The organism is Rheinheimera gaetbuli (assembly GCF_054781935.1).
In genome coordinates this window covers 80,715-94,771 of record NZ_BAAGTL010000002.1, presented here as the reverse complement: position 1 = coordinate 94,771, position 14,057 = coordinate 80,715, and the positions used below count along the sequence as shown (strand labels likewise).

The window sequence follows — 14,057 nt, the reverse complement described above, 5'->3', positions numbered from 1 at the left end:
GGCAGCGTTTCGTTTAATCTTCATAAAACTGCCATGTTTATCTGCTTACCTCAGGTTATGCTGTTATAGCATTGTCACAATTATTTTTGCCGGGGTTTGGTTGCATCAGCACGATTTATTGCCGGAGTTGGCGCAACTGGAGCAACTAATTGCTCAGGCGCCGGTTGAACTGCGCGTCCAGGTGCTGGCAAAGGTGCCGCATATGATGCAGCAACTGCCTCTGTACGCATTATCATTGGGCAATACCGCCGCAGATAAACCGGCAGTGGTATTGCTTGGTGGCGTACATGGGCTGGAGCGTATTGGTACCCAGGTAGTGCTGGCTTATCTGCAAACGCTGATACAGCGTTTGCCCTGGGACAGTTGTTTGCAGCACACGCTTGAAAACTGCTGTATTTATGTTATTCCGCTATTAAACCCGGCCGGCATGGCTAATGGTTGGCGTGCCAATGGTAACAGTGTCGACTTAATGCGTAATGCGCCGGTAGACTGTGTTGAAGGTGCAGCCTGGCTGGTGGGGGGGCAACGCATTAGCCACGCCATTCCCTGGCACCGTGGGCGCAGTGACAAAATGGAGATTGAAAGCCAGGCTTTGGTAGACTTTGTTTCAACGTCCTTGTTTAAAAGGCCGTTTTCGCTGGTGTTGGACTGTCATTCAGGCTTTGGCAGCACCGACAGGCTGTGGTTTCCTTATGCCAAAAGCCGGCGTCAGCCGATTGTCCATTTGGCTGAGATGTATCGCTTGCGCCAGCTATTTTTTCAAACCTACCCACACCAAAATTATATTTTTGAACCGCAATCACAACATTATTTATGTCACGGCGATTTGTGGGACTATTTGTACGATTTGGCGCTGGATCATGATTGCACCATGCTGCCGCTGACATTAGAGATGGGGTCGTGGAACTGGGTGCGGAAAAATCCGTTTCAACTGTTATCCAGCTTGGGTATGTTTCATCCGGTTAAGCCACATCGAATTAAACGCGTGCTACGCAGCCACCTGATTTTAATTAACTTTTTAATTAATGCGACCATGTCGCATCAAAATTGGTTGCCGTTGGCTCACAGAGCAAATTTACAAGCAGAGGCTGAGCGCTTATGGTACTAGCTGCAACGGTTCCGGTATTGTTGATCCGTGGCTTGAGCCGCGAGCAACGGCATTGGGGCACGTTTCGTCCATTACTGGCAGCGAGGCTGAGTAACCCGGTGCTAAGTTTTGACTTTGCCGGCTGCGGCCAGCTTTATCAGCAGCGATCGCCTTGCAGCATCAAAGCGCTGAGCCAATCGGTACGCTTGCAAGTACAACAGGCGCCAGAGTTTAATGGCAGGCTGCATCTGGTTGCAATATCGTTGGGCGGCATGTTAGCAGCAGATTGGGCCAGTCATTATCCGCAAGAAGTGGCATCAGTAACACTGATCAATAGTAGTGCCAGACCGTTATCACCATTTTATCAGCGCCTGCACTGGCGTAATTACCCGCTGATTTTACGTAGCCTGCTTATGTCAGCAACTCAGCGCGAGCAGGTTATTTTACGCTTAACCAGCGCCGCTCCGGCGCAGCATCAGGCTAGTCTGGCTAATTGGCAGTTATGGCAACAACAACGGCCGGTGGCTAAATTAAATGCACTGCGTCAACTGTGGGCAGCCAGTCGGTTTAACGTCCCTGCAGCACCGCGGTGCCCAACGTTATTAATTAGCAGCCTGGGCGATAAACTGGTGAGCCCGCAGTGTTCTGCAGCGTTAGCAAACTATTGGCAGGTGCCACATATTCAGCACTCCTGGGCTGGCCATGATTTGGCGTTAGATGATCCTGAGTGGCTTTGTACGCAGCTAGCCAGTTTTATAACTACCGGCTAGTTAAGCCTTAAAGCAGCTGCATTTGTAGCTGTTCGCTGCCAAATTCAATAATATCGCCGCTATTAATTTGCCGGCGTTTTCGGGTTTCTACTTCGCCGTTTACTTTAACTAAACCGGCGTCTATTGCCGCTTTAGCCTCACCACCACTACCTAGCAGACCCTCAAATTTGAGGATTTTATACAATTCTACCGCCGGTTTACTCAGTATTACATTACGCATGTCATATCCTTGGCAGATTACTCTGCTGATTCAGTAAAATTAAGGTGGGGTTTGCCAACGATATAAGCGCGGCGAAATACCGAAAAATATTCGGCCAGAGCTGCTGCAGCAACCGTGTCGTTAGCCAGTTTCAGTACTTCAACTGCCACTTCAGCCGTGCATAGCTGGTGCAGGTGTGCCGCTTCGCGCAGCTGATAAGCTGAGCTTTGCTCTGGTTGAATACCCAGCACCGGCAAATTGGCAAGATAGAAGCTTTTAAACATTTTTTTTGCTTCGCGCCAGGTGCCGTCCAGCATAATAAACAGCGGTATTTTACCGCTTTGCACTGCAGTCAGCTCAAGCGGGCTGTTTATGCAACGCTCTGCCTCAGCATATTGCTGCGGAAAAACCACTATCGGTGCATAGCGCGTATCATTCAGCAATGCCAGCATAGTAAGGTCGGGTTGGGTTCTGTCCCAGACAAAGGCATGATTATCTGTTATTACATCGGCAATAATCCGGCCGGTGTTGCTGGGTTTATAGCACTCGCCGGTGTACATTATAAAGCAAAACGCACTTGTGCTGGTGACACTGGGTTTAGCTGCACAAATACATTCTGTACGCGGCAACAGGCACTGCTCACAGCGTTTTACTTTGCTGCCGCGTGCGTTAAACACCCGGGTGGCTTTAGCCAGTTCTTGTGTGCGTAAACGCAGCACTGAATTTGTATGCGACATCTTGTTTATGCTGACAACCGGGCGTTAAGGGGCGGCTATTGTAGCGGTTTTTATGCTACACTGCGCGCAGATTTTTCTGCCGGAATATACAGTGTCTATAGCCCGCAAAGCCTCTGAAATTACCCTGCCTGCTGTCAATCAGGGCTGGAATACTGTGCTGCAGTTTCTTTGCAGTCAGTTTCCGTTTATTACTGAAGACACCTGGCGAGAGCGCATAGCAACAGGCAAAGTGTACTGGTTTAATGGTGAGACGATTACCGAACATACGCTATTTTCACCCAGCAAAAGGCTGTGTTACTACCGTGAAGTTGTTGCCGAGCCGCAAATTCCGTTTGCGCATCAGATCCTGTACCAGGATCAGCATATTTTAGTGGCGGATAAACCGCATTTTTTACCGGTAACACCCGGTGGTGAATACGTTAACGAGTGCTTACTGGCGCGCTTGCAGCGTGAAACCGGCATCGCCGATCTGGTACCGGTGCATCGTTTAGATCGCGACACCGCTGGCCTGGTGCTGTTTTCGCTAAATCCGCACAGCCGGGCCGCGTATTATCAGCTGTTTAGTACAGGTAGTATAAATAAACAGTATCAGGCGGTGGCGACGTTAACTGCGGATGTCGCTGCAGCTGAGTTACCGCAGCATTGGCATGTTGAAAACCGTATTGCAAAAAGCACGCCGCGTTTTATAAATGCTATTGTTGCTGGTGCAGCCAATGCCAGCTCTTGCATCAGTCTGGTAGGTAAAAATGGCGACTTAGGGCTATTTGAGCTAACCCCACATACGGGTAAAACTCACCAGCTGCGCTTGCATATGCTTGGTCTGGGCATGCCGATTATGCACGATAACTATTACCCCGAGCTTAAAGCTAAACAAGCGCCGCAGTTTAATAAACCAATGCAGCTGTTGGCAAAAACACTGTCGTTTACAGATCCGAAAACAGGAACTGAGCGCCAGTTTAATAGCACACTAGGCCTTAGTGCCTGGTCTGGTTTTGTAACGGATTAAGTAGCGTCCAGTTAGCAACCTCTGGGTGAAAAAAGCCGGCTTCGGTGTAGGCTTTAATAATTCGGCCTTCAGCACGTAGCTGAACCAAACCAGCCTGCAAAGCAGCAAATACCCGCTCACCGTCGGGATGATTGCGTGCTACGGCAACATGTCGGCTATCGTACAATGCTACTTTAATACCGGGTATAGCAACCAGTTGGTAATTTTCAGTGCTGATACGAAACGGTAATTGCGGTAAAAATGGTGCCAGCATTACATCAACCCAGGCTTTACTGACCATGCGCGCTTGCGCCGCCCAGGACTTTTCATCAGTGAGCTGCGCCGGAGCAATATGTTGCCAGGTTTGCCAATCAGCCCGCCAGTGTGAACTGGATACCGCTGTAAGTGCTTTAAGCTGGGCTAAGTTGGATACCGCTAATGCCTTGCTGTTGGTTGGTGACGTATAAACGCCAACGATATATTCGCCATGGTGAATTAAAGGCTCGCTGATATAAACGCTGTCTTTGACCATGTCTAATTCAGATCGCCAAAAACTGTCCAGTCCAACGAGTAAGATGCCTGAACTGATAGAACGGATATTGCGGGCATCATAATTACCGGTTTCAAAACGCAGTTGCAGTTTTATGCCGCCCAGGGCGATAGCTTGTTGGATCAGCACAAAATCAACCACATCACGCCGGGCAAATTCAGTACTAAAATCTGTAACATCATAAATTGACCTGCCAGCAAGAAAGCGCTGCGTATCCTGATAGACATCACGATCAACGGTGATCAGCGTTTTTAGTGTTTCTGCTTCCAAGGTAAAAACGTATAAACAGCACAACAATAGTTTTGGCATAAGCACACGTTTGAGCAGACAGATGTAAACAGTGTAGCTAAACCGGCCAATACTGGCACATTTTCCATTTTCAAGTGTTCTGACCCCTTGAAAATTGCTGTAACAGCTTATCGAGCTGATTGGCAAAGGCCTGACGGTCGCTTTGGTTTAGCGGTGGAGGGCCGCCGGTATGCACGCCGCTGCCGCGCAGGGTGTCCATAAAATCACGCATGGTCAGTTTTTGTTTAATGGTGTCGTTACTGTATAGCTCGCCACGGGGGTTTAATGCATGGCCACCTTTGGCCAGCACATCGGCTGCCAACGGAATATCTGCGGTGATCACCAAATCGCCGGCTTCACAGCGGCGGACAATTTCGTTGTCGGCTTCATCAAAACCGCTGGATACCGTAATAGCCGAGATAAACTTTGACGGCGGTACCCGTATCAGTTGGTTGGCAACCAGTAAGGTAGTGATTTGTTTGCGCTCGGCGGCGCGAAAAATAATATCTTTAATTACCACCGGGCAGGCGTCGGCGTCGACATATATTTTCATGGTGCAGCAGTCTCGTATTGGTGATAAAAACGGATGTCGTCCGGATAAGGAAAAATGTCTTCGATAATGCCATTACGGATATTTTGCTGTTTCTGCCGCCAGTAGGCGGCATCGAGCAATTCGCCGTGCTTGCTAAACAACAACTGACGAATTTGCGCTTGCGGTGTCACAAAGGTGGCCATTTGTTCCGGAAATACGTCGCCAGGCGCCGCACAAACTGTGCCTTCGGCAAACATGGCGTCTTCATAGTTGTCGGTTTTCGGAAAGCTTCTGAAATTCACATCCAGCATATACTGCACTTCATCGTAATCGTAAAACACCACACGTTTATGCCGGGTTACACCGAAGTTTTTCAGTAGCATATCGCCCGGGAAAATATTAGCGGCAATCATTTGCTTAATGGCCTGGCCGTAATCATCCATAATACTGGCTTTTTCGTCGTCGTTGGCTTGTTCCAGATATAAATTCAGCGGGATCATCCGCCGCTCGATATACAAATGGCGAATAATCACCATGCCATCTTCAACCCGCATTGAACCGGCAATAGAGGTTTGCAATTCTTGCAGTAAATCGGCAGTGAAGCGGCTTACCGGCAGGGCGACATCTGAGTATTCCAACGTATCGGCCATACGGCCAACGCGGTCATGCTGTTTAACCAACTGATAACGCGCTTTTACCGTGTCACGGCCAAATTCTTTGCTGGGCGCAAATTTATCGCGGATCACTTTAAACACATAAGGGAAAGAGGGCAGGGTAAATACCATCATAACCATGCCGCGAATACCCGGCGCGGCCACAAACAGATCCTTGCTATTAGCCAGATGGTTTAGCAGCTCGCGATAAAATTCAGTTTTACCCTGTTTGTGCAAACCAATGCTGGCATACAGTTCGGCCAGGGTTTTATGTGGTAGCAGTTCACGTAAAAAATGCACCAGCGCTGAAGGCACCTGCGTTTCTACCATAAAATAGGCGCGGGAAAAGCCAAAAATGATCGTCATTTGCTTGGTGTCAGTGACCAGGGTGTCGATATAGAGGCCTTCACCTTCTTTGTGCAATAGCGGAATAATAAAGGGTTGCTGACCGTCTGGTGTCACTACCCGGCCGACAATATAGGCGGCTTTATTGCGAAAGAACGCCGGCTTTAAAATATCAAACCTAATTTGGTAAACGGGGTGGTGGCTATGGCTGCTGTGCTGCATAAAGCTTCTTACAATCAGCCGGATATCCCGCTCCATATCAATAAACGGCGTAACAAATGCAAAGCTGGCAATGATATTGCGGATACATTGTTTTAGGCCATCCTGCGCTGGGAAGTAGCTGTCGTACACCGAGGCAACCGGTGCCGGTAAATGCTGCTTACTCAGTGTTGATTCGACAAAAATATTTTGGTTGTGGAAGTACTTACGTTCGAACAAGCGGCAAAACACAGAATTATAGAATGTTTCTGCCAGTTCAGCCTGCGGATGAAAGGCCAGAAACTCGAGGTATTGTTGTTTTACTTGTTGCCACAAAGGTCCATTCAGACATTGCTCTGGCAGTTGCTGTTGTACCAGTGCAATGGTTTCATTTACCCGCAAATCATAGTAAGAAATTCGTGCCGAGCTATCCTGCTGAAAGGCGCGCCAGTCTGCCAGCTCAAAGCGTTGTTTGGCTTTGGTGGTAATCGCCTGAAACAAACTAAAGTGGCGGCGAAAACCTTTTAAAATAATGTCAGCGATTTGTCGTGCTTGCTGCATGGGAGCTGCTTCTGTTTTGGGCGTATTGTTATGCTAACAGCAGTAACGCAGTGACAAAAGCCGGTTTTTTGTTGCTTGCACCTGATTTGGGTATATTCGCGTATTTTTTATGACTTTCTCTGCAATTCAGATTTTACTGAACTATGTTTAGCAAAAGGTTTAAGCACCTTTTGGGTTAAAACAAGGAGCTTGTATGAGAAAGACAACGTTACTTAGCATAAATAGCATGATGTTGTTGCTACCACTGAGCGCGGCAGCCGAGGTGAATATCTCCGGTTTTGCGACAGTTGCAGGGGGCAAGGTACTTAGTGGTAGCGGGGTGGAGGCGTTTGGTTTACCCCCTACTTTTTTAGCCAACTACCCACAGGTTGGTGTTTACGAGGAAGAATGGTCATTTAAACCGGATAGCCGTATCGGTTTGCAGTTGTCGGCCGATTTAATGGACGGTTTATCTGTAACCGGACAAATTGTTGCCCGTGGCGCAGATGATTTTGATGCCAGTTTTGAATGGGCTTATATTTCGTACCAGCTTAATGACACCTGGACAATCCAGGCCGGTAAAAAACGCTTACCCCTGTATTATTACTCAGACTTTTTTGACGTTGGTTTTGCTTACTTGTGGCTGCGGCCACCGGCAGATAACTACACCTGGCAAATTTTTAACTACACCGGAATAAACGCGTTGTTTAATACTCAGTTAGGCAGTTGGGATATTAGCGGCAATATCTATACCGGCCGCGAGGATGACAAAGAAAATAAATTGTTATCGCAGTTTTTTGGTACTAATCCGGTACGGGAGATCTGGAAAGATATTGTCGGTGGCGTGGTGAGCTTTAACCGCGACTGGTTAGATATTCGTTTAACTTACATGACCTATATTAACGAGCGCTATCGCACGGTAAATGGAGTCACAGAGCGGGTAGATTGGGGCGGTGAATTGGAGCGGCGCGGCAAGTTTGCCGGTATTTCCGTCAATATTGACTACAACAATCTGGTATTGCTGTCGGAGCTCAATCAGCTGGATCTGGATGGCGGTAAATTTGATACCTACATGGTATCGCTGGGCTATCGCTTTAATACCGTTACACCCTATATCTCTTATGCCGATTTTGACAGTGATGGAGAAGTGCATAACACCACTAGCATAGGCTTTCGCTATGACTTTCACAATTCAGCCGCTTTTAAACTGCAGTACGACGATGTCGAAGACAAAGGCACTGATGGCCTAATGGTGGCGGGTGACAGCAAGTCTGTCACTTTTGGCGTAGATTTGGTGTTTTAGGAGGCGGTATGAAAACATTATTAGTTGTTGGCAGCTTATTGCTGCCTTTAACGGTCAACGCTGCGATTGCCGTGGTAGTGCATCCGTCTAACCAAACCAGCATTACTCAGGAAGAACTGGCGCGGTTGTATACCGGCAAAATGAGTGCTTTTAGCGATGGGTCATCGGCGGTACCTGTTAATCTGGCAGATTCAGTGCCGCTACGCTCAGAGTTTGATCAAAAGGCGCTTGGCCGCTCATCCAGCCAGGTAAAAGCATTTTGGTCGAAGCTGGTGTTTACCGGTAAAGGCACACCACCCAAAGAAGTGGCATCAGATAGTGAGGTGCTGACACTGGTGGCAAATAATCCCAATATTATCGGATATGTCAGTGCCACAGCCGTGTCTGACAAGGTTAAGGTGTTATTTACTCTAGAGTGATAAAAAACAGGCCGGCAATGCCGGCCTGTCTGTTTTTAGGCAACTGCCGGCTGTAAATCTAAGCCGTAGCCAAACATTACCGCCAGCACCAGCACCACTGAAGAGGCCAGCATCAGCTTTACAATTAGTGGTAAACAAAAGCGGAACCAATGGCCATAAGGAATACCGGCAATACCAATAATGCCCATTAAAATGGCATTGGTAGGGATAATCATATTAGAGAAACCATCACCGAACTGATAAGCCAGTACGGCAACCTGCCGCGGGATCTCAAGCAGGTCAGCAACTGGCACCATCAAAGGCATCGTGACATAGGCCTGGCCGCTACCTGATGGAATAAAAAAGTTCAGTAGGGTCTGAATAACTAACATGCCGACAGCGGCGGCTTCCGCACCCACATAAGACAACGGCGTAGACATACCATGCACCAGGCTATGCAAAATCTGGCCATCTTCCATAATTAACGAAATACCGCGTGCCACACCAATCAGCATCGCTGTGGTGGTAAGCTCCATCGCGCCGGCAATAAATTTATTCGCTGCAACATCGGCCGATACCTTGCCAATAACGGTAATAAACAAGCCCCAGGCAATAAAAGCGGCACCCAATTCATATAGGTACCAGCCATTAACGCGGATATTGTATGCCACTACGCCGATGGTTAGCACAAAGCTGGCTAAAATCAGCCGGTGGGCCCAGGTAAGCGTTGGATAAGAGGTAGCTTCTTTATCACCCAGCGGGCAGGGCAAGTCTTTTACCATCGAGTTGTTGGGATCGGCCAGTACCTTTTTCGAGTAGCTCCAAACGTGGTGGAAGCCTATTAACACAAAAGGTAAAAATATTGCTGCGCGTAGCGGCCAGCCAGATAAGATAGGAATATCAGCAATTTGCTGTGCTATGACCAGGGTAAAGGGGTTAACTGCTGATATACCATAGCCGATGCCATAACCGGCTACTGTCATACCGACTGCGGTCATGGCGTCCAGCCGCATCGCTTTACATAGCGCCACCAGAATTAATACAAAGGGGATATATTCGCCGGCGGTACCTATAAAGCTTGATGCCATAGCAAAGCAAAATATCACCATAAAAATAAGCATCTGCGGTTTATTGCCGTAACGTTCGAGCAGGCGGCCAATCAGTGCATCTACCGTGCCGGTAGCGCGGGCAATAGATAAAACACCACCTAAGATCATCACAAAAAAGATCACGTCCTGCGCACTGGCAAAGGCGCGCGGTATCGCAGTTAGTAATTGCCACGGCGTTAAATACTGCCGCTCATCAACCAGGGTAAAGGTACCAGGAATAACTGCACTGCGGCCATTGGCCAGCGTTTGGGTTTCAAAAAAGCCCTGCGGTACTATCCAGGTGGCTATCATCGCCAGCACCATCATGCTAAATAGCAGGGTCAGGGTATGAGGTACTTTAAATTTCGTCATGCTTTACGCTTCCCATAAATATCACTTTGCTACCAAAGGTGTGCTTTACGCAACGTTATTATGCTTAAAAGTCAGCGAGTCTACATTAAGCACAGCAGCGGCACAAACCGGACGTGACTGCTCTGATGTGCTTGCAGCAAGCCCGGCCTGATTGTTTAGTGCCTTTTGTATAGCCAAATTGTCATTAAGGCTGCGTGTTACTCATCGTCCTCCACCATCGTCATCAGCGAGGTATTACCGCCTGATGCCGTGGTATCTATGCTGATAGTTTTCTCGGTAACCAGGCGTTTGATCAACGTATCGTAGTACTCCGCGCTGATAACCGGCAAGATAGCGCCATCGCGCTGTGCCAATTGCTGGCTAAAGTAGCCCAGCCTTGACGAGCGTGCGGCAACCACAGCACCGGCCAGATGCGGGTGCGCTAAAATAGCTTGCAGCTGATCCGGCTTGGCTACCTGAAATACGCCTGCGGCGACGCCGGTAGAGATAAACTTGTCTTTAAATGCCAGCGCCTCTGCATAGAACAACTCTGACGCTACGGTAATAACGGTATTACCGGCCGCCAGCGCGGTGATAATGGATATGGCCCAAAAGTTAAACGAGGTGCTTTTATCGGCGTAACACACTACGCAGCCGCGCGGCTCTATATGCAGCGTATTCGACTCGCCGGTTGGGCCTGGCAGCGTGGTGCATTTGCGCATATGTTTTTCCAGCCGGTTCAGCTGAGCGCGGGCGTCGGCCAGGGTTAACGCTAAATCGTCTGCCAGCTCGTCGATAATATCTACCGTGGCAATTTTCGCCAGCAATTGCCGCACCGCTGATACACGGTCATTCAGCGGCGTGGCGCGCCAGATTTTTTCATCCCTAAGCGAGTTAGCCATCAGCTGTTGCACCTGGGCATCGGCATCAGGGTTATGGTGCAGGCTCAGCTGATCTGGGCTTAAATTGGTCATTTGCACGTTGTCCGGCGAGGCTTTCTCTTTTACCAGCCGCAGTAAGTAGTTCGGCCCGCCGGCTTTAGGCCCGGTACCGGACAACCCGCGGCCGCCAAACGGTTGGGCACCGACAATGGCACCAATCATATTGCGGTTTATATAGACATTACCGGCGCGCGACATTTTTGCCAGGTAGTTGCAGCGGTCTTCAATACGCGAATGAATGCCCATGGTCAGGCCATAGCCGGTAGCGTTAATTTGGTCGATAACCTGATCCAGCTCGCTGGCTTTAAAGCGGATAACATGCACGCAGGGGCCAAATACTTCGCGTTTCAGCAGTGATAAATCACTGATTTCGTACAAGCGTGGCGCAAAGAAATAAGCGCCCTGTGCGGCGTTATCCGGAATATCGCATTGATAATGCAAGGTGGCTTTATCTTTTAAGTATTCCACATGCTGTTGCAGGTTTTTCAGTGCTTTATCATCTATAACCGGACCAATGTCGGTGCTAAGCCAGGCCGGGTCGCCCACATGCAGTTGCTCCAATGCGCCCTTCAGCATGTCGATAATGCCATCGGCAACATCCTGCTGAATAAACAATACCCGAAGCGCCGAGCAGCGCTGGCCGGCACTTTGAAAGCCTGAGCTTATCACATCATCTACCACTTGCTCCGGCAGGGCGGTGGAGTCAACTATCATGCAGTTTTGGCCGCCGGTTTCGGCAATCAGCGGTACCTGAATATCGTTACGCTGTGCCAGAGTGCGTGAAATCAGGCTGCCGGTTTCGGTGGAGCCGGTAAACATCACTGCCTGAATGCGGCTGTCTGGCACTATAGTTTTACCCACCTCGCTGCCGCGGGCAATTACGGCCTGCACCACATGCTCCGGTAAGCCGACGGCGTGCATTAGCTCAATGGCGCGCAGCGCAATCAGGCTGGTTTGCTCGGCCGGTTTGGCAATAACGCTATTGCCAGTCACAATGGCAGCGGCCACCTGGCCTAAAAAAATTGCCAGCGGGAAATTCCACGGGCTGATACACAAAATAACGCCGCGTGGTTCAAAGCGCTCATCTTTGGCCAGCTCTTCGGCGCGGGCCGCGTAATAACGGCAAAAATCGACCGCTTCGCGCACTTCATCAATGCCATCTTGCGCTACTTTACCGGCTTCTTTAATACAAATGGCGACTAACTCATCATGGTGGCGCTCGATAATATCACCGATGCGGCGCAGTAAGTTGGCGCGATCCACAACCGGCGTTTGCGACCAGCTGGCAAAGGCGTTGTCGGCATTTTCCAGCAGTTGCTGCATCTGCTCTGTGCTGTGCAGCCGCACATGGCCGATGATCTCGGTATGATTAGCCGGGTTTTTTACTGCGATGGCGCCATCCGGCACTTGCTCAGCTGTTAGCAAATGAGTGCTAAACCAGTTATCCAGGTTAGCTTTAAACGTAGTCAGGCTATCCACGTCGGTTAAATCCAGGCCTTTGGAGTTGGCGCGTTCGCTGCCGTATAAATCGACTGGCATCTTTATTTGCGTATTGTATTTATTGCGCAGGCTTTGCAGGGTTTCTACCGGGTCAGGCAATAAGGCTTCAACCGGTTGGCTGGTATCAACAATAGCATTAACAAAAGACGAGTTAGCGCCGTTTTCCAGTAGGCGCCGCACTAAATACGCCAGCAGGTTTTCATGCTCGCCCACCGGGGCATAGACGCGGCACTGAATTTTTTCACTGCTGACAATCTGGTCAAATAACGACTCGCCCATACCGTGTAAGCGCTGAAACTCAAAGCCGCTGTTATTGCCTTTGGCCACCTCTAAAATGGTGGCGGCGGTATAAGCATTGTGAGTGGCAAACTGCGGGTACAATACATCACGAGCTTCGAGCAGTTTAATGGCGCAGGCTTTGTACGATACGTCAGTCGAGGCCTTGCGGGTAAACACCGGGTAGTGATCCAAACCCTTTTGCTGAGTAGTTTTAATTTCGGTGTCCCAATAGGCACCTTTTACCAGCCGCACCATCAGTTTGCGGTTTACCTTGCGGGCGAGTTCAGTCAGCCACTCAATAACGAAGATAGCGCGCTTTTGATACGCCTGTACTGCCAGGCCAAAGCCGGCCCAATCGCCGAGCTCGTCGTCGGATAAAATCGCTTCGATAATATCCAGCGAAATATCTAAGCGGTCGGCTTCTTCGGCATCGACGGTAAAGCCGATATCGTAACTTTTTGCGACTAATACCAGCGCTTTAAGTTTTGGCAGCAGCTCGCTCATCACCCGTTCGCGGTGGCTGAATTCATAGCGCGGATGAATAGCCGATAACTTAACTGAAATGCCGGGGCTTTTGATTGGCCCCTTGCCGTTAGCGGCTTTACCAATAGCATGAATAGCGGTTAAGTAGCTTTGGTAGTAACGTTCGGCATCGGCCATAGTGCGGGCACCTTCGCCCAGCATATCGTAGGAATAGACATAGCCTTTTTTCTCGGTATCAAAGGCACGTTCTATCGCATCGTCAATGTTGGTGCCCATAACAAACTGTTTGCCCATAATTTTCATGGCAAAGTTAACCGACTTACGGATCACCGGCTCGCCTAAGCGGCCCAGGGTTTTTTTCAGTACGCCAAATTGCTGGGCTTTGGTTTTATCGTTGTAGTTCACCATTTTACCGGTAACCAACAGGCCCCAGGACGAGGCATTAACAAACAGCGAGTCGCTGCTGCCCAAATGTGAGCTCCAGTCACCTTTGGCTAACTTGTCGCGGATAAGCGCTTCCTGGGTACTTTTATCCGGCACCCTAAGCAAAGCTTCGGCCAGGCACATCAGCACCACGCCTTCTTCGCTGGATAAGGAGAATTCATTTAACAGTGCATCAATACCACCCTGCCCATCCTGATCTTTACGAATGGTATGCACAATTTGCCGGGCCCGCTCCCAGGCGCGACTACGCGCTTTAACGCCCACTTCAGCCAGCGGCAGTAAGTAATCAATCGCTGTGTTTTCGTCGATACGGTAATAGTTACGGATCTTTTGCCGCAGCGGGCACTGGGTGGTTAAATCAGCATTAAATAACATAAGTCAGCCTA

12 protein-coding genes are annotated in these 14,057 nt (G+C 49.3%); 5 read left to right on the top strand and 7 right to left on the bottom strand.

Going from position 1 to position 14,057, the window contains the following annotated elements; genetic code table 11:
* Window positions 1–100: 100 nt before the first annotated feature.
* Window positions 101–1,108, top strand: coding sequence for a M14 family zinc carboxypeptidase (locus tag ACYVIC_RS03650; RefSeq protein ID WP_460857372.1), 1,008 nt, complete (start codon window positions 101–103; stop codon window positions 1,106–1,108).
* Complete coding sequence (locus ACYVIC_RS03645) at window positions 1,099–1,857, top strand: alpha/beta fold hydrolase (RefSeq protein WP_460857370.1); 759 nt, start codon at window positions 1,099–1,101, stop codon at window positions 1,855–1,857. The genes ACYVIC_RS03650 and ACYVIC_RS03645 overlap by 10 nt, the downstream gene beginning before the upstream one ends.
* A gap of 7 nt (window positions 1,858–1,864) precedes the next feature.
* Here ACYVIC_RS03645 and ACYVIC_RS03640 read toward each other — a convergent pair whose 3' ends face one another.
* Together ACYVIC_RS03640 and ACYVIC_RS03635 are read right to left on the bottom strand one after the other, a co-directional pair.
* The gene (locus tag ACYVIC_RS03640; RefSeq protein WP_460857368.1) at window positions 1,865–2,077 is read right to left on the bottom strand and encodes an RNA-binding S4 domain-containing protein; all 213 of its coding nucleotides are present in this window, start codon (window positions 2,075–2,077) and stop codon (window positions 1,865–1,867) included.
* Between the two features lie 17 nt (window positions 2,078–2,094).
* Window positions 2,095–2,793 (bottom strand): tRNA-uridine aminocarboxypropyltransferase, encoded by a 699-nt coding sequence (locus ACYVIC_RS03635; protein ID WP_460857366.1) that lies wholly within the window; start codon window positions 2,791–2,793, stop codon window positions 2,095–2,097.
* A 91-nt stretch (window positions 2,794–2,884) separates the two neighbouring features.
* Between ACYVIC_RS03635 and ACYVIC_RS03630 the strand changes: the two genes are divergently transcribed.
* Window positions 2,885–3,799, top strand: a complete 915-nt coding sequence (locus ACYVIC_RS03630; protein WP_460857364.1) for a pseudouridine synthase — start codon at window positions 2,885–2,887, stop codon at window positions 3,797–3,799.
* On the opposite strand, the gene ACYVIC_RS03625 is transcribed toward ACYVIC_RS03630, so the two are convergent.
* The 3 genes from ACYVIC_RS03625 to aceK all read right to left on the bottom strand — a co-directional run bounded on the left by ACYVIC_RS03625 (window position 3,768) and on the right by aceK (window position 6,905).
* Window positions 3,768–4,637 (bottom strand): hypothetical protein, encoded by an 870-nt coding sequence (locus ACYVIC_RS03625; RefSeq protein ID WP_460857362.1) that lies wholly within the window; start codon window positions 4,635–4,637, stop codon window positions 3,768–3,770. The genes ACYVIC_RS03630 and ACYVIC_RS03625 overlap by 32 nt on opposite strands.
* 70 nt (window positions 4,638–4,707) lie before the next feature.
* Window positions 4,708–5,169, bottom strand: coding sequence for a YaiI/YqxD family protein (locus ACYVIC_RS03620; RefSeq protein ID WP_460857360.1), 462 nt, complete (start codon window positions 5,167–5,169; stop codon window positions 4,708–4,710).
* Complete coding sequence (gene aceK, locus ACYVIC_RS03615; protein ID WP_460857358.1) at window positions 5,166–6,905, bottom strand: bifunctional isocitrate dehydrogenase kinase/phosphatase; 1,740 nt, start codon at window positions 6,903–6,905, stop codon at window positions 5,166–5,168. Before aceK ends, ACYVIC_RS03620 begins: the two co-directional genes overlap by 4 nt.
* 193 nt (window positions 6,906–7,098) lie before the next feature.
* Between aceK and ACYVIC_RS03610 the strand changes: the two genes are divergently transcribed.
* The gene (locus ACYVIC_RS03610; RefSeq protein ID WP_460857357.1) at window positions 7,099–8,187 is read left to right on the top strand and encodes a porin; all 1,089 of its coding nucleotides are present in this window, start codon (window positions 7,099–7,101) and stop codon (window positions 8,185–8,187) included.
* Window positions 8,188–8,195: 8 nt separating this feature from the next.
* Window positions 8,196–8,606, top strand: coding sequence for a type 2 periplasmic-binding domain-containing protein (locus ACYVIC_RS03605; RefSeq protein WP_460857355.1), 411 nt, complete (start codon window positions 8,196–8,198; stop codon window positions 8,604–8,606).
* Between the two features lie 35 nt (window positions 8,607–8,641).
* Here the strand turns inward: ACYVIC_RS03605 and ACYVIC_RS03600 are convergent, their stop codons facing one another.
* Together ACYVIC_RS03600 and putA are read right to left on the bottom strand one after the other, a co-directional pair.
* Window positions 8,642–10,045, bottom strand: coding sequence for a YfcC family protein (locus tag ACYVIC_RS03600; protein ID WP_460857353.1), 1,404 nt, complete (start codon window positions 10,043–10,045; stop codon window positions 8,642–8,644).
* A 197-nt stretch (window positions 10,046–10,242) separates the two neighbouring features.
* On the bottom strand, window positions 10,243–14,046 hold the full coding sequence (putA, locus tag ACYVIC_RS03595) for a bifunctional proline dehydrogenase/L-glutamate gamma-semialdehyde dehydrogenase PutA (protein ID WP_460857351.1): 3,804 nt from the start codon (window positions 14,044–14,046) through the stop codon (window positions 10,243–10,245).
* Window positions 14,047–14,057: the final 11 nt, after the last annotated feature.